This is a genomic window from Microbacterium sp. NPDC055357 (assembly GCF_053644835.1).
On sequence record NZ_JBSHLZ010000001.1, the window covers coordinates 383277 to 406978 of the forward strand.

General features: G+C 69.7%; 20 protein-coding genes. 12 read left to right on the forward strand and 8 right to left on the reverse strand.

What is annotated here, in order from left to right; all coding sequences use genetic code 11:
- The first annotated feature begins 265 nt into the window (after nucleotides 1-265).
- Nucleotides 266-1129 carry a type IV toxin-antitoxin system AbiEi family antitoxin domain-containing protein gene (locus ACWICD_RS01525; protein WP_454139064.1) on the forward strand — a complete coding sequence of 288 codons (864 nt, stop codon included), beginning with the start codon at nucleotides 266-268 and terminating at the stop codon, nucleotides 1127-1129.
- 67 nt (nucleotides 1130-1196) lie between these two features.
- Here the strand turns inward: ACWICD_RS01525 and trpS are convergent, their stop codons facing one another.
- The gene (gene trpS, locus ACWICD_RS01530) at nucleotides 1197-2201 is read right to left on the reverse strand and encodes a tryptophan--tRNA ligase (protein ID WP_454139065.1); all 1005 of its coding nucleotides are present in this window, start codon (nucleotides 2199-2201) and stop codon (nucleotides 1197-1199) included.
- Nucleotides 2202-2777: 576 nt separating this feature from the next.
- Here trpS and ACWICD_RS01535 point away from each other — a divergent pair.
- Entirely contained in the window at nucleotides 2778-3653 is an 876-nt protein-coding gene (locus tag ACWICD_RS01535) for a pyruvate, water dikinase regulatory protein (RefSeq protein ID WP_454139066.1), read from the forward strand.
- A 21-nt stretch (nucleotides 3654-3674) separates the two neighbouring features.
- Complete coding sequence (ppsA, locus tag ACWICD_RS01540; protein WP_454139067.1) at nucleotides 3675-6056, forward strand: phosphoenolpyruvate synthase; 2382 nt, start codon at nucleotides 3675-3677, stop codon at nucleotides 6054-6056.
- On the opposite strand, the gene ACWICD_RS01545 is transcribed toward ppsA, so the two are convergent.
- The 6 genes from ACWICD_RS01545 to sdhC all read right to left on the reverse strand — a co-directional run bounded on the left by ACWICD_RS01545 (nucleotide 6038) and on the right by sdhC (nucleotide 11756).
- Nucleotides 6038-6889, reverse strand: a complete 852-nt coding sequence (locus ACWICD_RS01545) for an exodeoxyribonuclease III (protein ID WP_454139068.1) — start codon at nucleotides 6887-6889, stop codon at nucleotides 6038-6040. The genes ppsA and ACWICD_RS01545 overlap by 19 nt on opposite strands.
- Before the next feature lie 35 nt (nucleotides 6890-6924).
- The gene (locus tag ACWICD_RS01550) at nucleotides 6925-8151 is read right to left on the reverse strand and encodes a YihY/virulence factor BrkB family protein (protein ID WP_376126571.1); all 1227 of its coding nucleotides are present in this window, start codon (nucleotides 8149-8151) and stop codon (nucleotides 6925-6927) included.
- Between the two features lie 69 nt (nucleotides 8152-8220).
- On the reverse strand, nucleotides 8221-8967 hold the full coding sequence (locus ACWICD_RS01555) for a succinate dehydrogenase iron-sulfur subunit (protein WP_376126819.1): 747 nt from the start codon (nucleotides 8965-8967) through the stop codon (nucleotides 8221-8223).
- A gap of 52 nt (nucleotides 8968-9019) precedes the next feature.
- Entirely contained in the window at nucleotides 9020-10825 is a 1806-nt protein-coding gene (sdhA, locus tag ACWICD_RS01560) for a succinate dehydrogenase flavoprotein subunit (protein ID WP_376126573.1), read from the reverse strand.
- A 50-nt stretch (nucleotides 10826-10875) separates the two neighbouring features.
- A complete protein-coding gene (locus ACWICD_RS01565; RefSeq protein WP_454139069.1) occupies nucleotides 10876-11331 on the reverse strand; it encodes a succinate dehydrogenase hydrophobic membrane anchor subunit in 456 nt (151 codons plus the stop codon).
- On the reverse strand, nucleotides 11331-11756 hold the full coding sequence (gene sdhC, locus ACWICD_RS01570; protein WP_376126579.1) for a succinate dehydrogenase, cytochrome b556 subunit: 426 nt from the start codon (nucleotides 11754-11756) through the stop codon (nucleotides 11331-11333). Before sdhC ends, ACWICD_RS01565 begins: the two co-directional genes overlap by 1 nt.
- A gap of 173 nt (nucleotides 11757-11929) precedes the next feature.
- Between sdhC and ACWICD_RS01575 the strand changes: the two genes are divergently transcribed.
- The 9 genes from ACWICD_RS01575 (at nucleotide 11930) to ACWICD_RS01615 (ending at nucleotide 22383) form a co-directional block, all read left to right on the forward strand.
- Nucleotides 11930-13045 carry a mannose-1-phosphate guanylyltransferase gene (locus tag ACWICD_RS01575; RefSeq protein ID WP_376126582.1) on the forward strand — a complete coding sequence of 372 codons (1116 nt, stop codon included), beginning with the start codon at nucleotides 11930-11932 and terminating at the stop codon, nucleotides 13043-13045.
- 138 nt (nucleotides 13046-13183) lie between these two features.
- Nucleotides 13184-14308, forward strand: a complete 1125-nt coding sequence (locus ACWICD_RS01580; RefSeq protein WP_376126585.1) for a BMP family lipoprotein — start codon at nucleotides 13184-13186, stop codon at nucleotides 14306-14308.
- Nucleotides 14309-14417: 109 nt separating this feature from the next.
- Nucleotides 14418-15932: an ABC transporter ATP-binding protein gene (locus ACWICD_RS01585; protein WP_376126588.1), complete on the forward strand. Its 1515-nt coding sequence runs from the start codon at nucleotides 14418-14420 to the stop codon at nucleotides 15930-15932.
- Nucleotides 15929-17251 carry an ABC transporter permease gene (locus tag ACWICD_RS01590; RefSeq protein WP_376126591.1) on the forward strand — a complete coding sequence of 441 codons (1323 nt, stop codon included), beginning with the start codon at nucleotides 15929-15931 and terminating at the stop codon, nucleotides 17249-17251. The genes ACWICD_RS01585 and ACWICD_RS01590 overlap by 4 nt, the downstream gene beginning before the upstream one ends.
- A complete protein-coding gene (locus ACWICD_RS01595) occupies nucleotides 17248-18531 on the forward strand; it encodes an ABC transporter permease (protein WP_454139070.1) in 1284 nt (427 codons plus the stop codon). Before ACWICD_RS01590 ends, ACWICD_RS01595 begins: the two co-directional genes overlap by 4 nt.
- A gap of 7 nt (nucleotides 18532-18538) precedes the next feature.
- Nucleotides 18539-18940, forward strand: coding sequence for a cytidine deaminase (locus ACWICD_RS01600; protein ID WP_376126596.1), 402 nt, complete (start codon nucleotides 18539-18541; stop codon nucleotides 18938-18940).
- A complete protein-coding gene (locus tag ACWICD_RS01605; RefSeq protein WP_376126598.1) occupies nucleotides 18937-20313 on the forward strand; it encodes a thymidine phosphorylase in 1377 nt (458 codons plus the stop codon). Before ACWICD_RS01600 ends, ACWICD_RS01605 begins: the two co-directional genes overlap by 4 nt.
- A gap of 56 nt (nucleotides 20314-20369) precedes the next feature.
- Nucleotides 20370-21485 carry an adenosine deaminase gene (locus ACWICD_RS01610; protein WP_376126600.1) on the forward strand — a complete coding sequence of 372 codons (1116 nt, stop codon included), beginning with the start codon at nucleotides 20370-20372 and terminating at the stop codon, nucleotides 21483-21485.
- Between the two features lie 112 nt (nucleotides 21486-21597).
- Nucleotides 21598-22383, forward strand: coding sequence for a glucosamine-6-phosphate deaminase (locus ACWICD_RS01615; protein WP_454139071.1), 786 nt, complete (start codon nucleotides 21598-21600; stop codon nucleotides 22381-22383).
- Between the two features lie 406 nt (nucleotides 22384-22789).
- On the opposite strand, the gene ACWICD_RS01620 is transcribed toward ACWICD_RS01615, so the two are convergent.
- Nucleotides 22790-23524 carry a TSUP family transporter gene (locus ACWICD_RS01620; RefSeq protein WP_376126606.1) on the reverse strand — a complete coding sequence of 245 codons (735 nt, stop codon included), beginning with the start codon at nucleotides 23522-23524 and terminating at the stop codon, nucleotides 22790-22792.
- Nucleotides 23525-23702 lie beyond the last annotated feature (178 nt).

Consider the following 23702-nt stretch of genomic DNA (forward strand, 5'->3'; position numbering starts at 1 on the left):
GCGTGCGGCCGCGTGCACGTTCTTCCGACGCGCGCGGCCGCGTGCGCGCTGTTCCTACGCGTGCGGCCGCGTGCACGTTCTTCCTACGCGCGCGGTCGCGTGCACAACTCCTCACGGCGGCGTCGGCATGCTCGGTTTGGCCGCGCGGTCGTTCGCTCAGGAGGAGTTGTGCACGCTTCCTCCTCAGGCCCGCTGCCGCTCGGGTTGTCCAGAGAATCCGGGTGCGGGCCTCGGGGCCGCCCGCGGACGGACGACGGTGGTCGGCATGGATCCACAACAGCACACCTACGCTGAACTGCGCGCGTCGGGCATGAGTCGACGCGGCATCGACCGCGCTGTGCGCGCCGGTGACCTGATCCGCGTCCGCAAGGGGCGGTACCTCGAGTCGCACGCCGCATCCGACGTCGTCCGCGCCGCACGCCTGGGCGGCAAGCCCGACTGCATCTCGCTCCTGGCCGATCTGGGTGTGTTCGTGCTCGAGCGTCCTGCGCTGCACATCGTCGTACCGGTGGGATCCAGTCGGCTCGGCGCCGTGCCGAAAGGGGTTGTCCGGCACTGGCGGTCGCTCGACGACGATGTCGTCGCCAACCCGGTCGTCGTCGGGGCGCTCGCACAGGCCTGCCGGTGCCAGCCCATCCCCGCCGCCATAGCGACGCTCGACAGCGCGTGGCACCTCGGCCTCGTGGAGGAGGCGGAGATCGCCGACGTGCTCAGTCTTCTGCCCGCGCGGTATCGCGCGATCCGCCCGTTCCTTGACCCCCTGGCGGAGTCGGGGCCGGAGACACTCGTGCGGCTCATGCTGCGCCGGCTCGGCAGCTCGTGTGTCGCGCAGGTCGAGATCCACCGCGTCGGCCGCGTCGATCTGCTCGTCGACGGATGGCTCATCGTCGAGTGCGACAGCAAAGCCTTCCACTCGAGTTGGAAGCAGCAGCGCGATGACCGCCGCCGCGACTTCGCTGCGGCTCAGGCCGGCTTCGTCACGCTCCGACTCCTGGCCGAGGACATCTTGTACCGGCCCGACGAGGTCATGTCCGCGCTTCGCGGCGCGCTCAGCGGACGCCCGACTGTGCACAACTCCTCACGGAAATCCGGTTCGGCCGCTTCAGGGGCCTCGCGGCACTTCCTATGAGGAGTTGTGCACGGCCCACCCCACGGTCAGACGCCGCCAGACACCGGCGGCCCAGCCCCGAAACCGCTCAGCGGCGGCGGAGCAGACCCACGCGGTCGTACACGGCGTCGAGCGTCGCGTTCGCGACGGTCTCGGCCTTCGCGGCGTTGGCGGCGAGCACGCGGTCGAGTTCGGCGGGGTCGGCGAGCAGGTCGAGCGCACGCTGCCGCACGGGGCCGAACTCACCGACGACGACCTCGGCGAGGCCTTTCTTGAAGTCGCCGTAGCCGCGGCCGGCGTACTCGTCCTCGATCGCCGGGATCTGACGGCCCGTCAGCGCGGCGTAGATGACGAGCAGATTCGACACGCCCGGCTTGTTCTCGCGGTCGTAGCGGACCGACCCTTCGGAGTCGGTCACCGCCCGCATGATCTTCTTCGCGGATGCCGCCGGGTCATCCAGCAGCCACAGAACACCGGCATCCGACTCGGCCGACTTGGACATCTTCGCGGTCGGGTTCTGCAGGTCGTAGATCCGCGCGGTGTCGCGCTGGATGACCGGCACCGGCACGCGGAAGGTCTCGCCGAAGCGCGCGTTGAATCGCTCGGCGAGGTCGCGGGTGAGCTCGACGTGCTGCTTCTGGTCGTCGCCGACGGGCACGATGTCGGTCTGGTAGAGCAGGATGTCGGCGGCCATCAACACGGGGTAGGTGAAGAGTCCGACCGAGGTCGCGTCCGAGCCGTAGCGTGAGGTCTTGTCCTTGAACTGCGTCATGCGTCCGGCCTCGCCGAACCCCGTGATCGTCGACAGCACCCACTGCAGCTCGGCGTGCGCCGGGACCTGCGACTGCACATACAGCGTCGACTTGGACGGCTCGATACCGGCGGCGATGTACTGGGCGGCCGTGCGCCGGGTCTTCTCGCGCAGCTCGGCCGGATCGTTGGGCTGCGTCAGGGCGTGCAGGTCGACGACCGAGAACACCGCGTCGTACGACTCCTGCAGGTCGCGCCATTGCATGAGGGCCCCGATGTAGTTGCCGATCTGCAGGGAGTCGGCGGAGGGCTGCATGCCGGAATACAGGCGCGGTTTGCTCATCCCTCGATCCTACGGCGAACGGATGCCGCGCCCCGGCCCCGCGGCGGTGCCCCCCGACCCACTCGGCGGCCCCCGGGCGCCCGGCGCCGCCCCCTCCCCGGGGGCCGCCCCCTCCCTGGTGCCCCCCGTGCACGCTCGGCGCTCCCCCCGGCCCACTCGGCGGCCCCCGGCGGCACCCCCTGCACGCCCGGCGCCGCTCTCCCCGGTGCCGCCCTCTCCCTGGTGCCGACCCCCTGCACGCCCGGCGCCGCCCCCTCCCTGGTGCCGACCCCCTGCACCCCCGGTGCCGCCCCCTCCCTGGTGCCGCCCCCTCCCTGGCGCCGCACCTCGTCGTGCTCTCGAAGGGTTTGGGGCGGATTTCCCTGGAGACACGCCGCGCCCTTCGGCGCGTCGCGGCGGGAATCCGCCCCAAACCCCAGGGGGTGGTGGGGGAGCGGCAGCGGTTCTTGAGGGTGAGGAAAGAAGCGAGGTTCTTGACAGAGAGGATGTCGGAAAGTCCGCCGAATCCGCTGGTCCGACCCCTACGCTGGGCCCGTCGGCGCCCGCGTCGGCCCTGTCCGCGCGCAGAGGAGCAGCGTGATCGACCCCGACATCATCGACCCGGCCGCGTCCGTCGCGCCGACGACCGGCCCCGTGCCGCTCGCGCGGCGCGCCGTCTACTTCGTCTCGGACTCGACGGGCATCACGGCCGAGACGGTCGGCAGCGCCCTGCTCGCCAACTTCCCCGGCGTCGAGTTCGAGCGGCACACCATCCCGTTCGTCGACACCCTCGAGGGCGCTCGCGCCGTCGCCGCCGACATCGACGCCGCGGCCGAACGCGGCGCCTCGCCGCTGCTGTTCACGACGGTCAAGCAGGCGCCGCTGCGCGCCGTGCTCGCCGAGGCCCGGGCCGTCATGATCGACCTGCTCGCGGGGCATCTGACCGAGCTCGAGCGCGCCCTGGGAACAACGGCGTCCGAGCAGCTCGGCCAGTACCACGCGGTCGGCGACATGCACCGGTACTTCGCGCGCATGCGCGCCGTCGAATACGCGATCGAGCACGACGACGGGCAGTCGATGCGGGCGCTCGATCTGGCCGACGTCATCCTCATCGCGCCCAGCCGGTGCGGCAAGACCCCCACCACGATGTACCTCGCGCTGCAGTACGGCCTGCTCGTCGCGAACTACCCGATCACCGACGACGACTACCCGACCGAGGGCCTTCCGCGCACCGTCGCGCCGTACGCCGAGCGGTGCTTCGGGCTCACGACGACGCCGCTGCGGCTCAGCCAGGTGCGGCACGAGCGTCGTCCCGGCTCGCACTACGCGAGCCTCGAGCAGTGCACGCTCGAGCTGCGCCGCGCCGAAGACCTGTACCGACGCAATCGCGTCCCCTTCCTCAACTCCGCGACGAAGAGCGTCGAGGAGATGTCCGCCGTCATCATGCAGACCATGAGACTGCGTGGTGCCTGACAAACCCCGAGAGGTCATCGAATGAGCAGCATCCTCTGGTTCCAAGACATCGGCATGTCCGACCTGCCGCAGGTCGGCGGCAAGAACGCCTCGCTCGGCGAGATGGTGTCGCACCTGTCCGAGGCGGGCGTCAAGGTTCCCGGCGGGTTCGCGACGACCTCCGACGCGTATCGCGCCTTCCTCGCGCACGACGGTCTGGCCGACCGCATCCGCACCGCCGTCGAGGCGGTCGACGTCGACGATGTCGCGGGGCTCTCCCGCGTCGGATCCGAGGTGCGCAGCTGGATCGAGGCGCAGCCGTTCCCGGCCGACCTCGAGCGCGACATCCGTGCCGCCTACGACCAGCTGCTCGCGGGCGACCCCGAGCCCGACCGCGTCACCTGGGCGGTGCGCTCCAGTGCGACGGCCGAAGATCTTCCGGATGCCTCGTTCGCGGGCCAGCAGGAGACGTTCCTCAACATCGGGGGCATCGACAACGTGCTCACGGCCATCTCGCACGTGTTCGCGTCGCTGTACAACGACCGCGCGATCGCGTACCGCGTGCACCACGGCTTCGACCATCACGACGTCGCCCTGTCGGCCGGGGTGCAGCGCATGGTCCGCTCCGACGTCGCGGCGTCGGGCGTGATGTTCACGGTCGACACCGAGTCCGGCTTCGACCGTGCCGTCTTCGTCACGGGCGCTTACGGGCTCGGTGAAGCCGTCGTGCAGGGGGCCGTCAACCCCGACGAGTTCTACGTCTACAAGCCCGCCCTGCGGGCCGGGCGCCCCGCGATCCTCAAGCGACAGGTCGGCGAGAAGGCGATCGCGATGCGCTACACCTCGGGCACCGAGGTCGGCGGCACGACGGCTTTCGAGAACGTGCCCGAAGCCGACCGCCGGCGCCTGTGCCTCACCGACGCCGAGGTCGAGGAGCTCGGCCGCCAGGCCCTCACGATCGAAGAGCACTACGGCCGTCCGATGGACATCGAGTGGGCCAAGGACGGCATCACCGGTGAGCTGTTCATCGTGCAGGCGCGGCCTGAGACGGTCGTCTCACGCGCCGACGGCAACGTCATGCGCCGATTCGTGCTGCGCGAACGCTCGGATGTGATCGTGACCGGTCGCGCGATCGGGCAGAAGATCGGCGCCGGCCCCGTGCGAGTGCTCCGCGACATCGCGCACATGGAGCAGTTCCAGGCCGGCGACGTGCTCGTGGCAGACATGACCGACCCGGACTGGGAGCCGATCATGAAGAAGGCCTCGGCGATCGTGACGGACCGGGGCGGACGCACGTGCCACGCCGCGATCATCGCGCGCGAGCTGGGGATCCCCGCCGTCGTCGGCGCGGGCGATGCGACACGGCGGCTCGCCGACGGTGCATCCGTCACGGTGTCGTGCGCCGAGGGCGACGACGGCTTCGTGTACGAGGGTGCTCTCGCGTTCGATGAGGAGGAGACCCACCTCGACGCGATGCCCGAGCTGCCCGTCAAGATCATGATGAACGTGGGCACGCCCGATCAGGCGTTCTCGTTCGCGAAGCTCCCGAACCGGGGCGTCGGGCTCGCCCGGCTCGAGTTCATCATCAACCGGCAGATCGGCATCCACCCGCGCGCGCTGCTCGCGTACGAGTCGCTTCCCGCCGACCTCAAGACCGAGATCGGCGACCGCATCGCGGCCTACCCCTCACCGAGGGACTTCTTCGTCGAGCGCGTCGCCGAGGGCGTCGCGATGATCGCGGCGGCGTTCGCTCCCGAACCGGTCATCGTGCGGATGAGCGACTTCAAATCGAACGAGTACGCCAACCTCATCGGCGGGGAGCGCTTCGAGCCGCACGAGGAGAACCCGATGCTCGGGTGGCGTGGGGCATCCCGCTACGTCTCGCCTGACTTCCGGGAGTGCTTCGACATGGAGTGCGAGGCGATGCGCTACGTGCGCGACGAGATGGGGCTGACGAACGTCAAGCTCATGATCCCGTTCGTGCGGACCGTCGCCGAAGGGCAGGCGGTCGTCGACCTGCTCGCCGAGAACGGTCTCGTGCGGGGGCAGAACGGCCTCGAGGTCGTCATGATGTGCGAAGTTCCGTCGAACGCGCTGCTGGCCGATGAGTTCCTCGACGTCTTCGACGGCTTCTCGATCGGCTCCAACGACATGACGCAGCTCACGCTCGGGCTCGACCGCGACTCGTCTCTCATCGCGAGCACGTTCGACGAGCGCGACCCGGCCGTGCGCAAGATGCTCGCGATGGCGATCGAGGCGTGCACGCGCCGCGGCAAGTACATCGGCATCTGCGGGCAGGGGCCGTCGGATCACCCCGACCTCGCGGAGTGGCTGCTCGACCAGGGGATCGAGTCGATGTCGCTCAATCCCGATACGGTCGTCGAGACCTGGATGCGCCTGGCGGGTCAGCGCCCCAGCGCGTAGTCGGCGACGACGGGGGCGTGGTCGCTCCAGCGCGTGTCCCAGGAGGGGGCGCGCACGACGTGATAGTCGCTGACGCGTTCGGCGAGGCCCGGCGTCGCGAGGTGGTAGTCGATGCGCCAGCCGGTGTCGTTGTCGAAGGCCTTGCCGCGGTTCGACCACCACGTGTACGGCCCGTCGACGTCGCCGGCGGCGCGCCGGCCGATGTCGACCCAGCCGAGCCCCGGGCCCGCCGACCCGTCCACGCCGGTCACATCGGCACCGACCTCGCCCAGGAAGCGGTCGAAGTACGCGCGCTCGCGCGGCAGGAAGCCGGACTTCTTGACGTTGCCGCGCCAGTTGCGGATGTCGAGCTCGCGGTGGCCGACGTTCAGGTCGCCCATGATGAGCGCGAGCGGGGTCTCGGCGGCGAGACGGGGCAGCCGGCGTTCCATCGCGTCGAGGAACGCCCACTTGGCATCCTGCTTCGGGGTCTCGGCCTCACCCGTCGGCACATAGGCGCTCACGACGGCGAGGCGCTCGCCGTCGACGTCGAAGTCGACCTCGATCCAGCGGCCGGCCGAATCGAGCAAGGGGTCGTCGCCGAGCACGCGGCGCACATCGACCGCGTCGGTGCGGGATGCCACGGCGACGCCGGCGCGACCCTTCGCGAGCGCTTCGTCGTTGACGATGCGCCAGCCGGGCAGGGCCTTCACGAGCTCTTCGCGGGGCGCCCGGACCTCTTGCAGCGCCATGATGTCGACATCGGCCCGATCGAGCCATTCGAGCATCCCCTTGCGCGCCGCCGCGCGGATCCCGTTGACGTTGACAGAGGCGATGCGGATTCGGCGAGGCACGCCCGCCAGCCTATCCGCGGGCGCGGACACGCCCGTCACTCGAACAGCGAGCCCCGTCGCGGTGCCGGGGGAGGCGAGGCTTCGAGTTCCGCGAGCTTCGTCTTCGCCTCGCGCACGGCGCGGTCCGCGATCCAGGCGCGGTACCAGGGAGCTCCCGTCCGGGCCTCCCGCGCCGAGCGCAGCTGCACCCGCGCGGCGATGAGGAGGGCGCGGTGCTCCTCGACGAGGCGCTCCGCCTCGGTCTGGTGCAGCAGCGGCTCGTTCTCGTCCTTCGCCGAGACCGCCATCCAGGCCGACGCGACGAGGATGATCGCGCCGATGATGCGGAACCACAGCAGCAGACCCACGAAGATGGCGAAGGTCGCCAGCAGCGGGTTGCGCGGCGTATAGCTGAGCAGCAGCCCGGCGCCCACCTGGAGCAGCGTCACGGCGCCGCCGCCGAGCAGAGCACCTGGCCAGATCTGCCGCCAGCGCAGCGACGTCCCCGTGAGGAACTTCACGAGTGCGGCGAGGGCACCGGTGTAGAGCACGAACGAGACGACGATCGAGGCGAGCCGCACGCCGAGCTGGTACCAGATCGTGTGGGTGCCGACCCCGAACAGGTCGAAGACGAGGCTGAGCGCCCAGGTGCCGATCGACGTCGCCGCGGATCCGAGCAGGAGCGCCACCCCGAAGATGACCGCCGCGACCAGGTCGCGGGCCTTCAGCAGCGCGTAGTTCCGGCTGTCGGGGCGGATGCCGAAGATGTCGCGCACGGCGCGGCGGGCGAACGTGACGAAGCCGATCGCGGTCCAGATGAGGGCGCCGAGGGCGATGAGTCCGGTGACGCCGAGCACGCTCGCGCTCGTCCTGGCGATCTCGGTGACCTGAGCGGTCGTGAACAGGCCCCGGTCCGGGGTATCCGAGATGAGACCGGGGATGTAGCCGTTGATGACGGCGATGAGGCCGTTGATGGCCGCTTCGCTCGCGCCGAGCCACAGTCCGGTGATCGCGAAGGCGACATAGATCGCGGCGAAGATCGCGAACAGCGCCTGATAGCTCACGCCCGCCGCGAGGACGAAGCCGTTGTGCTGCAGGAAGTGCCGCCACACCCGCACGGGGAACCAGCCGAGCGTGCGTCTCGTGATCGCCGTCGCCTTGTTGATCGGCGTGTCGAAGCGCTCGCGCAGATTCTCCTGCGTCGCCTCCCACCGCTCGCGCAGCGACTCCTCGGCGGCGCGCACGTCGTCGTCGGCGGACGGCTGCGGGTGACTCGAAGACACCCTCATCACCTTAGCGAGGGCATGCGCGGGCTACGGTTCGCTCTCGATGCGGTCGCACGCGGGATCTGCTCAGGAACCGCCGCGCAGGACGGCCTGCTTGACCTCGGCGATCGCCTTGGTGACCTCGATGCCGCGAGGGCACGCCTCGGTGCAGTTGAAGGTCGTGCGGCACCGCCACACGCCCTCCTTGTCGTTGAGGATGTCCAGGCGCACGTCGCCCGCGTCGTCGCGCGAGTCGAAGATGAAGCGGTGCGCGTTGACGATCGCAGCCGGCCCGAAGTACTGCCCGTCGGTCCAGAAGACGGGGCACGAGGACGTGCACGCGGCGCACAGGATGCACTTGGTGGTGTCGTCGAACACTTCACGGTCCACGATCGACTGGATGCGCTCCTTGCCGGGCTCGGCCTTCGTGCCCGGGATGAGGAACGGCTGCACTTCGCGGTACGACGCGAAGAACGGCTCCATGTCGACGATGAGGTCCTTCTCGAGCGGCAGGCCCTTGATCGCCTCGACATAGATCGGCTGCGAGATGTCGAGGTCCTTGATGAGGGTCTTGCACGCGAGCCGGTTGCGCCCGTTGATGCGCATCGCGTCGGACCCGCAGATCCCGTGCGCGCACGAGCGGCGGAAGGTCAGCGAACCGTCGACCTCCCACTTGATCTTGTGCAGGGCGTCGAGCACGCGGTCGGTCGAGTACAGCTCGACGTCGTAATCCACCCAGCGCGGCTCTTCGTCGACCTCGGGATCGAAGCGGCGGATGATGAAGGTCACCAGGAACGACTGGATGCCGGTGTCCTCGGCCGCGTTCTGCGCGATCTCCTGCGCGTCGGCATCGGTGCGTTCGATGACGTCAGTGGCGCTGGTCACGTCAGTACTTCCTCTCCATCGGCTGGTACCGGGTGATCACGACCGGCTTCCAATCCAACGTGATGTGGTCGTCGGCGTTCGACGAGTGCGGGTCGCCCGTCAGGTACGACATCGTGTGCTGCATGTAGTTCTCGTCGTCGCGCTTCGGGTAGTCGTCGCGCATGTGTCCGCCGCGGCTCTCCTTGCGGTTGCGCGCGGTCACGACGACGACCTCGGCGATGTCGAGGAGGAAGCCGAGCTCGACGGCCTCGAGCAGGTCGGTGTTGAACCGCTTGCCCTTGTCGTCGACGTGGATGTTCCGGTAGCGCTCGCGCAGTTCCTCGATCGTGCCGAGAACCTCGGTGAGGGACTCCTCGGTGCGGAAGACCTGGGCCTTGCGGTCCATCTCCTCCTGCAGCGTGCGGCGGAGCACCGCGATGCGCTCGGTTCCGGGGTTGTTGCGCAGGCCCTCGATCATCTCGCGGACCTCCTTCGCCGGATCCTCGGGCATCGGCACGAATTCAGCGGACTTGACGTACTCGACGGCGTTGCGGCCGGCGCGCTTGCCGAAGACGTTGATGTCGAGCAGCGAGTTCGTCCCGAGACGGTTGGAGCCGTGCACCGAGACGCACGCGCACTCGCCGGCGGCATAGAGGCCGGGGACGACCGTCGTGTTGTCGCTGAGCACCTCGGCATCGACGTTCGTCGGGATGCCGCCCATCGCGTAGTGCGCCGTCGGCATGACGGGCACGGGCTCGACGACGGGATCGACGCCGAGGTAGGTGCGGGCGAACTCGGTGATGTCGGGAAGCTTCGTCTCGAGGACCTCGGCGCCCAGGTGCGTGCAGTCCAGCAGCACGTAATCCTTCTCGGGTCCTGCCCCGCGGCCTTCGGCGACCTCTTGCACCATGCAGCGGCTGACGATGTCGCGGGGGGCCAGGTCCTTGATGGTCGGGGCGTAGCGCTCCATGAACCGCTCGCCCGACGCGTTGCGCAGGATCGCGCCCTCGCCGCGCGCGCCCTCGGTGAGCAGGATGCCGAGACCGGCCAGGCCCGTCGGGTGGAACTGGAAGAACTCCATGTCCTCCAGCGGGAGGCCCTTGCGCCAGACGATCCCGACGCCGTCGCCCGTGAGGGTGTGGGCGTTGGAGGTCGTCTTGAAGATCTTGCCGAAGCCGCCCGTCGCGAAGATGACCGCCTTCGTGTGGAAGACGTGCAGTTCACCCGTAGCGAGGTCGTATGCCACGACACCGGCGATCTGCGTCGCGCCGGCGGCATCCTTCACCGTGATCAGGTCGAGGACGTAGAACTCGTTGAAGAAGTTGATGCCGAGCCTGACGCAGTTCTGGAAGAGCGTCTGCAGGATCATGTGGCCCGTGCGGTCGGCGGCGTAGCACGCGCGGCGCACGGGGGTCTTGCCGTGGTCGGCCGTGTGACCGCCGAATCGGCGCTGGTCGATCTTGCCCTCGGGGGTGCGGTTGAACGGCAGGCCCATGTTCTCGAGGTCGATGACGGCGTCGATGGCCTCTTTCGCGAGGATCTCGGCGGCGTCCTGGTCGACGAGGTAGTCGCCGCCCTTGACGGTGTCGAATGTGTGCCACTCCCACGAGTCCTCTTCGACGTTCGCGAGCGCCGCGGCCATGCCGCCCTGCGCCGCGCCGGTGTGCGAACGCGTCGGGTACAGCTTCGTGATGACCGCCGTGCGGGCACCCGGGCCCGCTTCGATGGCGGCGCGCATGCCGGCGCCGCCCGCGCCCACGATCACGATGTCGAACTCGTGGTAGTGGACGCCGTCCTTGACGTAGCTGTCAGTGGTCTGGGTACTCACGTGATGGATGCCTCTGCTGTCTGGATGCGTGGAGAACGGGTGCAGCCGGCTCAGGGCTGGGTGCTGCAGAACTCTGCGAGCACGCTTCCGTCGCTCAGGTTGGGGATGCACGGGTCGAACGTGAACACGACGAGCGTGCCGAGGACGATGAGGAATCCCGCCGACAGCCACAGCGCCCACACGAGCACGCGACGGGTCGTCTGATGGGTCACGTAGTCGTTGACGATCGTGCGCATGCCGTTCGCGCCGTGGATGAGCGCGAGCCACAGCATCAGGACGTCCCACCACTGCCAGAACGGCGTGGCGAACTTGCCCGCGATGAACGCGAAGTCGAGCCCGTGGATGCCCTCGCCGAGCATGAGGTTGACGAACAGGTGCCCGAAGATCAGGACGACGAGCAGCACGCCCGAGACGCGCATGTAGATCCAGCCGGCCTTCTCGAGGTTCGGCCCCTTGCGGCGGACGGTGGCGCGCGGTGCGCGAGGGTCGGCGATTGCGGTGGTCATCAGTGCCCCCCTCCGAACGCGAGCATGAGGTGTCGCGGTGTGAAGCCGAGCATCGTGACGAGCCAGAGCCCGAGGACGCCCCACCACAGCTGACGCTGGTGGCGCGTCGCCCACGACCAGAAGTCGACGAGGATGATGCGCAGGCCGTTGTAGGCGTGATAGGCGACGGCGCCGACGAGGGCGACCTCGCCGAGTGCCATGACCGGGTTCTTGTAGGTGCCGATGACGGCGTCGTACGCGTCGGGCGACACGCGGATGAGCGCGGTGTCGAGCACGTGCACGAGCAGGAAGAAGAACAGTGCGATGCCGGTGATGCGGTGAAGCACCCACGACCACATGCCTTCGTTGCCTCGGTAGAGCGTCCCCCGTGGGACGCGAGAAGTCGTCTCTGATATCGACGGTGTCTCGCGGGCTGGTGCCGACACGGCCGTCCTCCCTGGATCGATCTCGAGTGGGGGCGGAATCGATGCCCCGGATGATCCTTCGCTGCCGAACGGATCACCGGCGTCACGCGGGCGCTCCGACCATCCTATTGCCGCTCGAGAGGAGGTGGCGACGTAGGACACCCTTAGCCCGCGACCCGGATAGCCTGGAGCGCATGACGGAGCCCATCGCCGACTTCTACGCCGTGATCCCCGCCGGCGGCATCGGCAGCAGGCTGTGGCCGCTGTCTCGTGCCGAGGCGCCGAAGTTCCTGCACGACCTCACCGGCGCGGGGCACTCGCTGCTGCGGGCGACGTGGGACCGGCTCGAGCCGATCGCCGGCGCCGACCGGATCGCGGTCGTGACAGGACGCGCGCACCGCGCGGCCGTCGAGGCCGACCTTCCCGGCATCCCGGATCGGAACGTCTTCCTCGAATCCGAGCCGCGCGATTCCACCGCCGCGATCGGGCTGGCCGCCGCCGTGCTGGCCCGCCGTGAGCCCGATGTGCTGATCGGATCGTTCGCCGCCGATCACGTCATCCGCGTGCCGCACCTGTTCGACTGGGCGGTGCGCCAGGCGGTCGCGACGGCACGCGAGGGATACATCGCGACGATCGGCATCCAGCCCAGCGAGCCGTCGGTGGGCTTCGGCTATATAAAGAAGGGCGACGGGCTCATCATCGACGGCGCGCCCGAGGCTGCACTCGTGGACAGCTTCGTCGAGAAGCCCGATCTCGAGACGGCCAAGCAGTACTTCGCCGAGCGCTCGTACCTGTGGAACGCGGGCATGTTCATCACGCGCGCCGATGTCCTGCTGGCCGAGATCGAGGCGAACCGCCCGGCCCTGCACGCGGGACTTCTCGAACTCGCCGAGGCGTGGGACGACCGCGATGCGCGCGGCCCGGTCGTCGACCGCGTGTGGCCGACCCTCGAGAAGATCGCGATCGACTACGCCGTCGCCGAGCCCGCCGCCGCCAAGGGGCGGCTCGCCGTCATCCCCGGCCATTTCGACTGGGACGACGTGGGCGACTTCGCGAGCCTGTCCAAGCTCAACTCGGGCGGGCGCAAAGACAACCTCGCGATCCTCGGCGAGAACGCGCGGATCCTGTCGGACACCTCGAGCGGAATCGTCGTGAGTCAGACGCCCCGCGTCATCAGTGTGATCGGCGTGAAGGACATCGTCATCGTCGACACCGAAGACGCGCTCCTGGTCACGACGACCGAGCACGCGCAGCGCGTCAAGGGCGTCGTCGACGCCCTGAAACTGACCGGCCGCGGCGACGTCCTCTGACCTGCGTCGTCGCCGACGGGTTGCGTCTTCATAACCTTTCGGCGTCGAGAGCCCTCAGGGCTATGTTCCGACGCCGTCGGCGTGGGTAATCTTTACCGTCCCCGCGAGAGACGCGGGGCTAAGGATGTGGAGGCTGAGTTGACCATCTCACGCACCAAGAAGCTGGGCGGCCTCGCTGCAGCAGCCGGCATCGCCCTCGTCCTCGCCGGTTGCGGCGCCGCGCCCGAAGCCGGGGGAGACGGCACGGAAGCCCCCGAGGCCACCGAGGGCTTCACGCCCTGCCTCATCTCCGACGAAGGCGGCTGGAACGACAAGTCGTTCAACCAGTCGGCCAAGGAGGGCATGGACCGCGCCGCGGCCGAACTCGGCGTCGAGGCGATCGAGGTCGAGTCCAACTCCGCCAACGACTACGCCCCGAACCTCGAGAACCTCGTCGCGGAAGGCTGCACCTTCATCGTGTCCGTGGGCTTCAAGCTGTCGGCCGACACGATCGCCTCGGCGACGGCGAACCCCGACCTCGAGTACGCCATCATCGACGACTGGGCCGACGCGGACGGCGACGGCACGACCGACGCCCCCAACATCAAGCCCCTCCTGTTCGACACGGTCCAGGCCGCGTACCTCGGCGGCTACGCCGCAGCGGCGTGGTCGAACGCCGCGGGCGTCGACAAGGTCGGCACGTTCGGCGGCATCCCGATCCCGCCCGTCACGATCTTCATGGACGGCTTCGTCGACGGCGTCGAGAAGTACAACGAGGACAAGAGCGTCGATGTCGCGACCTTCGGGTGGGACGTCGCAGCGCAGGACGGCGCGTTCACGGGCGGCTTCGCCGCGAACGACGGCGCGAAGCAGACCGCTCAGGGCATCCTCGACCAGGGCGTCGATGTGATCCTGCCGGTCGGCGGCCCCGTCTATCAGAGCGCGGCAGCGGCCATCAGCGACGGCGGCGGCGACGTCGTCATGCTCGGTGTCGACTCCGACCTCGCGGTCGCCGACCCGAGCGTCGCCGACATGGTGCTCGTGTCGATCCTCAAGCGCATCGACCAGTCGGTGTACGACGCCACGATCCAGGCGGCAGCCGGCGACTTCGACGCCACCCCCTACGTGGGAACGCTCGAGAACGAGGGCGTGGGCCTGTCCGGCTTCGGCTCGTTCGAGTCGCAGCTGCCCGACGGCCTGCTCGACGAGCTCGACGCGCTGCGCGAGCAGATCATCTCGGGTGAGCTCGAGGTGACCTCGCCCGCGTCGCCCATCGGCGGCTGAGCGCACGCCAGTACCGCACAGCGGCCGGGTGGATGCTTCGTCCACCCGGCCGCTGTTCTTTCCGGGCGCTTCTTCCAGGCCGGCGGGACGACTAGATAAGGTGCACAGTATGAAGCTCGAACTCCGCGGCATCACCAAGCGGTTCGGCAGCCTCGTCGCGAACGACCACATCGATCTCGTGGTCGAGCCCGGCGAGATCCACGCGCTCCTCGGTGAGAACGGGGCCGGCAAGTCCACCCTGATGAACGTGCTGTACGGCCTCTATCAGGCCGACGAGGGCGAGATCCTGCTCGATGACGTCGTGCAGCACTTCCGGGGACCGGGCGACGCGATGGCGGCCGGCATCGGCATGGTCCACCAGCACTTCATGCTCATCCCCGTCTTCACCGTCGCCGAGAACGTCATGCTCGGACACGAGAACACCAACAGGGTCGGCGCGCTCGATCTGAACAAGGCTCGTCAGCACGTGCGCGACGTCGCCGCGCGTTTCGGGTTCGACGTCGATCCCGATGCGCTCGTGGGCGACCTGCCGGTCGGCGTCCAGCAGCGTGTCGAGCTCATCAAAGCTCTCTCGCGCGACGCGCGCGTACTCGTGTTCGACGAGCCCACGGCCGTGCTCACGCCGCAGGAGACCGACGAGCTCATGGCGATCATGCGGCAGCTGCGCGACGAGGGCACGTCGATCGTGTTCATCACCCACAAGCTGCGCGAAGTGCGCGCCGTCGCGGATCGCATCACCGTCATCCGCCTCGGCAAGGTCGTCGGCGAAGCGTCGCCGACGGCGACCAACGCCGAGCTCGCCTCGCTCATGGTCGGCCGCGCCGTCGAGCTCACGGTCCAGAAGGATCCGCCCCGGATCGGGGACGGCGGCCTGAACGTGCGGGATCTGCGGGTCGTGACGCCCGACGGCACCGTCGTCGTCGACGATGTGAGCTTCCACGCGCGGCCCGGCGAGATCCTCGCGATCGCCGGTGTGCAGGGCAACGGCCAGACCGAGCTGATCGAGGCCCTCGTGGGCCTGGCTCCCGGCGTGACCGGTTCGATCACCCTGAACGGCACGGAACTCGCGGGCAAGAGCGTGCGCGGCATCCTCGATCAGGGTGTGGGATTCGTACCCGAGGATCGCACGGAAGACGGCCTCGTCGGCACGTTCTCGGTCGCCGAGAACCTCATCCTCGACCGGTCGAGCGATCCCGAGTTCGTCTCGGCAGGCACGATCCGCCGGGGGGTGCTCGACGACTTCGCCCGCGCGCGCATCACCGAGTACGACATCCGCACCCAGGGCACCCACACTCCCGCCGGAACGCTCTCGGGCGGCAATCAGCAGAAGGTCGTCATCGCGCGCGAGATGAGCCGCGAGCTGTCGCTGCTGATCGCGGCACAGCCCACGCGCGGCGTCGACGTCGGCTCGATCGAGTTCATCCACCGGCGCATCGTCGAGACGAGGGATGCCGGGATCCCGGTCGTCGTCGTCTCGACCGAGCTCGACGAGGTCGCAGCCCTCGCCGACCGCATCGCGGTGATGTACCGCGGCCGCATCATCGGCATCGTGCCCGGTGACACACCGCGCGACGTGCTGGGGCTCATGATGGCGGGCGAGATGCCCGAGGGGGTGGCGGCATGACCGGTCAGACCCCGGGATCGGGCCCCGAGCAGCTCAAGGGGATGCCGGCGGAACAGCTGCCCGCGGCATCCGGTCCTCTCACGGGAACCCCCGAGATCGAGCCGCCGCCGAGGCAGAACGTCTTCATCAAAGAGCTGCTGCGCGGCAGCGCCGTCACGACGATCCTCGCGATCGTCGTCGCGATGATCGTCGGCGGCATCCTCATGGCGGTCACGAACCGCGAGGTGCAGGCCACGGCCGGCTACTTCTTCGCCCGCCCCGGTGACATGCTCGCCGCGGTGTGGAACTCCGTGTACGGCGGGTACGAGGCGCTCTTCCGCGGATCGATCTACAACGCGCGCGCCGACGACTTCCTGACCGCGATCCGGCCGCTCACGAACACCCTCGGGTTCGCCGCGCCGCTCATCGCGGCGGGGCTCGGGGTCGCCCTGGCGTTCCGGGTCGGCCTGTTCAACATCGGCGGCCGCGGTCAGATCCTCATCGGTGCGGCGACGGCGGCGCTGCTGACCTTCCACCTCGACCTGCCGGCGGCCGTGCACATCCCGCTGACACTCGCGGCGGGTATCGCCGGTGGCGCGATCTGGGGTGGCATCGTCGGCATCCTGAAGGCCAAGACGGGCGCGCACGAGGTCATCCTCACGATCATGCTCAACTACGTCGCGTTCTATCTCGTGACGTGGATGGTCCGCACGCCGGGCGTGCTGCAGCGCGCGGCCGGAGATCAGCCGATCTCAGACCCGACGCCGGTCACGGCCCAGTTCCCCGAACTGCTCGGGCCGCGGTTCCCGCTGCTGGACTGGGGCTTCGTCATCGTGATCGCCGCGACGGCGTTCGTGTGGTGGCTCGTCGAGCGGTCATCGCTCGGCTTCCGCCTGCGCGCCGTCGGCGAGAACCCGCACGCGGCGCTCGCATCGGGCATCTCGGTGCAGCGCATGTACATCTACGCGATGCTCTTCGCGGGCGGTCTCGCGGGCCTTGCCGGCATGAACCAGATCCAGGGGGCCGTGACGAGCGGCTTCGACGGTCTGATCGACGCGGGCATCGGCTTCGACGCCATCACGGTCGCCCTCCTCGGCCGCAGCCGTGCGTGGGGGGTCTTCGCCGCCGGCATCCTGTTCGGAGCGCTGAAGGCGGGCAGCTTCACGATGCAGGCCTCGCAGGGCATCCCCGTCGACATCGTGCTGGTCGTGCAGTCGCTCATCGTGCTGTTCATCGCGGCCCCGCCGCTGATCCGCACGATCTTCTTCCTCCCCAAGACCGACGCCGAGAAGGCCGCGAAGGCGAGAGCCAAGGCGGCCAAGAAGGCGGTGACGGCATGACCGCGACGACGCAGGATCTCGCCGGCGGCACGATCGAGCTCACCAGTGTGCGCGTGCGGCACCTGAAGTTCGCCATCACGCTCGTGACCGTCACGGTGCTGCTCGGTCTGCTGTTCCTCCTCGTTCCCCGTGACGGGACGAGCACCTTCCGCCTCGGCGACCCGGGCTCGTCGATCGCGCTGCCCAACGTGGGCGTGCCGACGGCGGCGACGTGCTGGGGCGTGTTCGTCGTGCTCGTGCTGTTGACGCTCTGGTCGATCTGGGACGCCTACGGCTACCGGCGCTCGAGCGTGTGGCTGGCCATCGCCTACGGCGTGCTCGCCGTGTTCGCCTTCCTGACCTGGGCGTCGGCGGGCGGGCTCGTGCCCGTGACCGGGCTGCTGTTCGGCGCCGTGTCGCTCTCGGTGCCGCTCGTCTTCGGCGCCCTCGGCGGCGTCATCGGAGAGCGCGTCGGCGTCGTCAACGTCGCGATCGAGGCGCAGCTGCTGCTCGGCGCGTTCAGCGCGGCTCTGCTGTCGAGTATGACCGGCAACCCCTTCGTGGGCCTGATCGGCGCGATGATCGGCGGCATGCTCGTCGCGGCCGTGCTCGGCGCCTTCGCCATCAAGTACCTCGTCGAGCAGGTCATCGTCGGCGTCGTGCTGAACGTGCTCGTGACGGGACTGACCGGGTTCCTGTACGGCGTCCTGCTCGTGCCGAACACCGCCGCGCTCAACACGCCGATCCGGTTCACACGCATCGAGATCCCGCTCCTCAGCGAGATCCCCATCATCGGACCGGTCCTGTTCAACCAGACGTTCATCGTCTACCTCATGTACGTCGTCGTCGCCCTCGTCGCGTGGGCCATGTACCGCACGCGGTGGGGACTGCGCCTGCGCGCGGTCGGCGAGCACCCGCAGGCGGCCGACACGGTCGGCATCAAGGTCAACCCGTCGCGGTTCTGGAACCTCACGCTCGCGGGCGCGATCGCCGGCATCGGCGGCGCGTATTTCACGCTCGTCTCGGTGCCGCAGTTCGGCAAGGAGATGACGGCGGGCCTGGGCTTCATCGCCCTCGCGGCCGTCATCTTCGGACGGTGGGATCCGATCCGCGCGACGCTCGCCGCGCTGCTGTTCGGATTCGCGACGAACCTGCAGAACCTGCTGACCGTGCTGAAGACCCCGATCCCGAGCGAGTTCATGCTCATGCTGCCCTACCTCGTGACGATCCTCGCGGTCGCCGGGTTCGCGGGACAGATCCGAGGCCCCGCCGCGGCGGGCAAACCGTACATCAAGGGATGAGACACACGTGACCGATATCGACTGGGACGAACTGCGCGCCGTCGCGACCGAGGCGATGCAGCGCGCTTACGCGCCCTACTCCCGCTACAAGGTGGGGGCGGCGGCGCTCGTGTCGGACGGCCGCATCGTGCAGGGATGCAACGTCGAGAACGCGTCGTACGGCGTGGGCCTGTGCGCCGAGTGCGGACTCGTGAGCGACTTGCAGATGTCCGGCGGCGGCCAGCTCGTCGCCTTCGTGTGCGTCAACGGCGAGGGCGAGACGATCATGCCGTGCGGACGCTGCCGGCAGCTGCTGTACGAATTCGCCCTTCCCGGGATGCTGCTGGAGACGGTGTCCGGCATCCGCACGATCGACGAAGTGCTGCCCGACGCGTTCGGCCCCCGCGACCTCGAGGCGGTGGCCCGATGACCCCCACCCCCGCGGTCCCTGAGGCTGTCGCCTCGGTCCCTGAGCCTGCCGCCTCGGTCCCTGAGCCTGTCGAAGGGTCGCGCCCCGCAGTCGAGGCGCACGACGCGGTCGACGTCATCCGGGCCAAGCGCGACGGCGGCGCTGTGCCCGAAGACGCGCTGCGCTGGATGGTCGACGCGTACACGCGCGGCTACGTCGCCGATGCGCAGATGGCGTCGTTCGCGATGGCGATCCTGCTCAACGGCATGACGCGCGACGAGATCCGCGTGCTCACCGACGCCATGATCGACTCCGGTGAGCGCATGAGCTTCGCGGGCCTCGGAAAGCCCACGGTCGACAAGCACTCGACGGGCGGTGTCGGCGACAAGATCACGCTGCCGCTCGCTCCGCTCGTGGCGTCGTTCGGCGTCGCCGTCCCGCAGCTGTCCGGCCGCGGCCTCGGCCACACGGGCGGCACGCTCGACAAGCTCGAGTCCATTCCGGGATGGCGTGCGGCGCTCTCGAACGAAGAGATGCTCGCGCAGCTCGCCGACGTCGGCGCCGTCATCTGCGCCGCCGGGTCGGGTCTCGCCCCCGCCGACAAGAAGCTCTACGCGCTCCGCGATGTCACCGGCACGGTCGAGGCGATCCCGCTCATCGCGTCGAGCATCATGTCGAAGAAGATCGCCGAGGGCACCGATTCGCTCGTGCTCGACGTCAAGTTCGGCTCGGGCGCGTTCATGCGCGACGTCGATCGGGCGCGCGAACTCGCCCGCACGATGGTCGCGCTCGGCACCGACTCGGGCGTTGCGACGACGGCGCTGCTGACCGACATGAACACGCCCCTCGGCCTCGCGATCGGCAACGCCAACGAAGTGCGCGAATCGGTCGAGGTGCTCGCCGGCGGCGGTCCCGCCGATGTCGTCGAGCTCACGGTGGCGCTCGCGCGCGAGATGCTCGCCCTCGCCGGACAGCCCGACGCCGACGTCGAGCGGGCGCTGCAGGACGGCCGTGCGATGGACACGTGGCGCGCCATGATCCGCGCACAGGACGGCGATCCGGATGCCGCGCTGCCGCAGCCGAACGAGACGCACACCGTCACCGCTCCCGAGGCCGGCTTCGTCGCGCGCATCGAGGCGCTGCCGTTCGGGATCGCCGCGTGGCGGCTCGGCGCCGGTCGCGCGCGCGCCGAGGACCCCGTGCTGCACGCGGCGGGCATCGACCTGCACGTCAAGCCCGGCGATGAGGTCGCCGCCGGCCAGCCCCTCTTCACGCTGCTGGGCCACGACGCGTCGCGCTTCGACCGCGCGCTCGAAGCCGTCGACGGAGCCTGGCAGATCGCGCTCGAACCCCCCGCGCGCACGCCGCTCGTCTTCGAGCGCATCACGGCGTGAGCCACCGGCATCCCGATCCGAACCGAACCCGCCGCACGACCCGAGGAGTCCACGCCATGCCCATCGACCAGAACGGCGACGCCGTCGTCCAGGGCGTCTCGATCCGCCGCCTGCCGAAGGTGTCGCTGCACGACCACCTCGACGGGGGCGTCCGGGCCGCGACGATCGTCGACCTCGCCGATGAGCACGGGATCGACGTGCCCGAGACCGACGCCGGCGATCTCGCGGAGTGGTTCGCCGCGCGCAGTGAGGCCGGTTCGCTCGTGGAGTACCTCAAGATGTTCGAGGTGACGACCGCGGTCATGCAGACGCGCGAAGGGCTGACCCGCGTCGCGCGGGAGTTCGTCGAGGACCTCGCCTCGGACGGCGTCGTGTACGGCGAGATGCGCTGGGCGCCCGAGCAGCACCTCGCCCGTGGGCTCACGCCCGACGAGGCCGTGTCTGCCGTGCAGGAGGGCATCGAAGAGGGTGAGGATGCCGCCGAGGGCCGCGGTCACGACATCCGCGTCGGCCAGCTGCTCAGCGCGATGCGCCAGAACGACCGTTCGCTCGAGACCGCCGAACTCGCGGTGCGCTGGCGCGAGCGCGGAGTCGTCGGTTTCGACATGGCCGGCCCCGAAGACGGCTACCCGGCATCGGGCCACCGCGCCGCGTTCGACTATCTCGCGGGGGAGTTCTTCCCTGTCACGGTGCACGCGGGCGAAGCGGCAGGTCTCGACTCGATCCGCGGTGCGCTGCTCGACGGACGGGCGCTGCGGCTCGGTCACGGCGTGCGGATCGCCGAAGACCTCGAGCTCGTCTCGAGCGAGGGCGACGAGGTGTTCGTGCGCTTCGGCGACCTCGCGCGCTGGGTGCGCGATCGCGAGATCCCGCTCGAACTGTCCCCGTCGTCGAACCTGCAGACGGGGGCGAGCGCGGCGTGGGGCCGCAGCCTCGAGGACCACCCGTTCGATCTGCTCTACCAGCTCGGCTTCGCCGTGACGGTCAACGTCGACAACCGCACGATGAGCGGCACGTCGCTCACGCGCGAGCTCGCGCACCTCGTAGAGACCTTCGAGTACTCCCTCGAAGACGTCGAGGCTTTCCAGCTGAACGCCGCCGCGGCGGCCTTCCTCGCCGTCGAAGAGCGCGAGGAGCTCATCGAGATCATCGGCGAGGGCTTCAGCCGCTGACCGGCCCGCGGCATCCGCTCTTCGGGTTTCGAGGCGGTCTGTCGCGGATGGTGCGGGCTTCGGCCCGAGAGGACGACCGGGCGTGTGGCGCGCCCTCACATGGAGATTTGACATGGCTGAGGTACTCATCGTCCCGTCGCAGCAGCACGCGGGCGAGATCGTCGCGCGCGCGATCGCGGACCTGATCGCGTCGAAGCCCGACGCCGTGCTGGGGCTCGCGACGGGCTCCACGCCGCTGGCCGTCTACGGGGCGCTGGCACGGATCATCGCCGAGGAGGGCATCGACGTCACCCGGGTGCGCGGTTTCGCGCTGGACGAGTACGTCGGATTGCCGCCAGGGCATCCCGAGAGCTACCGCGCCGTCATCACGCGCGAGGTCGTCGGGCCGCTCGGCCTGACTCCCGAGCTCGTCGTCGTGCCGGGGGACGGTGCGTCCAGCATCCAGGCGGCGGGGCACGAGTACGACGCCGCGATCGCGGCGGCCGGGGGCGTCGACGTGCAGATCCTCGGCATCGGGCGCACGGGGCACATCGGCTTCAACGAGCCGGGCAGCTCGCTGGCATCCCGCACCCGCATCAAGACGCTGACAGCGGCGACGCGCGCCGACAATGCGCGCTTCTTCGACTCGCCCGACGACGTGCCCCTTCATTGCATCACGCAGGGCATCGGCACGATCCTCGATGCGCGGCACCTGTTCCTGCTCGCGTTCGGCGAGGCGAAGGCCGAGGCGGTCGCCGGTGCCGTCGAGGGCCCCGTGTCGGCGAGCAACCCCGCCTCTGCCGTGCAGGTGCACGGTCACACGACGATCATCGTCGACGAGGCCGCCGCGGCCGGGTTGCGCTTCGCCGAGTACTACCGCTCCGCGTGGGCGAACAAGCCCGCCTGGCAGGGCCTCTGACGGGGCTCGGTCGTCGCGTCGGGCTCGTCGGGCTCGTCCGTCCGCCCGCGCTTATCCGTCCGCCCGTGCTCTCGCCGCGCTTGCCGTCCGCCCGTGCTCTCGCCGCGCTCGCCGTCCGCCCGTTGACTTGCGCCCTGTGCGCGGGACACGCCTGGCGCGTCGCGCATTGGGCGCAAGTCGCGCGAGGAGGCCGCGCTCTCGCCGCGCTCGCCGCGCTCGCCGCGCTCGCCGCGCTCGCCGCTCTCGCTCTCGCCGCTCTCGCTCTCGCCGCTCTCGCTCTCGCCGCTCTCGCTCTCGCCGCTCTCGCCGCGCTCGTCCGTCCTCCTGTTGACTTGCGCCCTGTGCGCGCGACACGCCTGGCGCGTCGCGCATTGGGCGCAAGTCGCGCGAGGAAGGGTGGGTGCTGTCAGCCGGGCATCCCGCTCATGAGCGACAGCACCCCGCGAACCAGTACGACCGTCGCGCCCGCCCAGGCGATCGCGAGCATCGCGATCCGCGCGGGGCGCGGCGGCACGAAGCGCGTGAGCACGGTGCCCGCCAGGATGCCGGCGACCGTCGCCACGACGAGCAGCCCGACCTCGGAAAGAGGAGAGACCGGGATGCCGCGGAGCATGACGGAAACAGCGCTGAACGCGACGAAGACGACCTGCACGCTCGCCGAGAAGCTGCGCTGGGGCCATTTGTCGCCGACGGCGTAGGCGGCCAGGGCGGGACCGGACAGCCCGCTCGCGACGTGCATGAAACCGCCCGCGGCTCCTGCGACGGCGGCGCCGCTGCGGCCGCGCAGCGATGCCGACAGCGCGGGGATCCATCCCGCGATGAGGGCGAAGTACGCCATCGCCGCGATGAGCAGGAGCAGAGCCGGCTCAGGGAGCGCCAGGACGAGGAAGGCCCCGAGCGGGGCCATGAGAAGGCCCGGCCAGATGAGCCACCACGTGCGTCGCCACTGCACCTGCCGCCACACGATCGGCACGGCGCTGAGGGATGCCACGAGCGCGAGCAGCACGCCGATCGTGACGCCTTCGACCGGGCCGTAGACGAGCACGATGGGACCGATGAGCACGAGGACGAACCCCAGCCCCGTGATGCGTTGGATGACGGCGGCGACGAATGCCGCGGCGCACGCGAGGACGAAGGTCACGGCGGAGAAGTCTACGTTCCGCGGGTGACCGCTTCGCGCCGCTCCGCGCCCGTCCCTCGGCCGTCGTCCCGCCGGTACCTCGGCCCTCCTCCCGCCGGTGCCTCGGCCCTCCTCTCGCCGACTTGCGCCTTGTGCGCGAAACGCCCGGCGTGTCGCGTGCACAGGCCGCAAGTGGCGC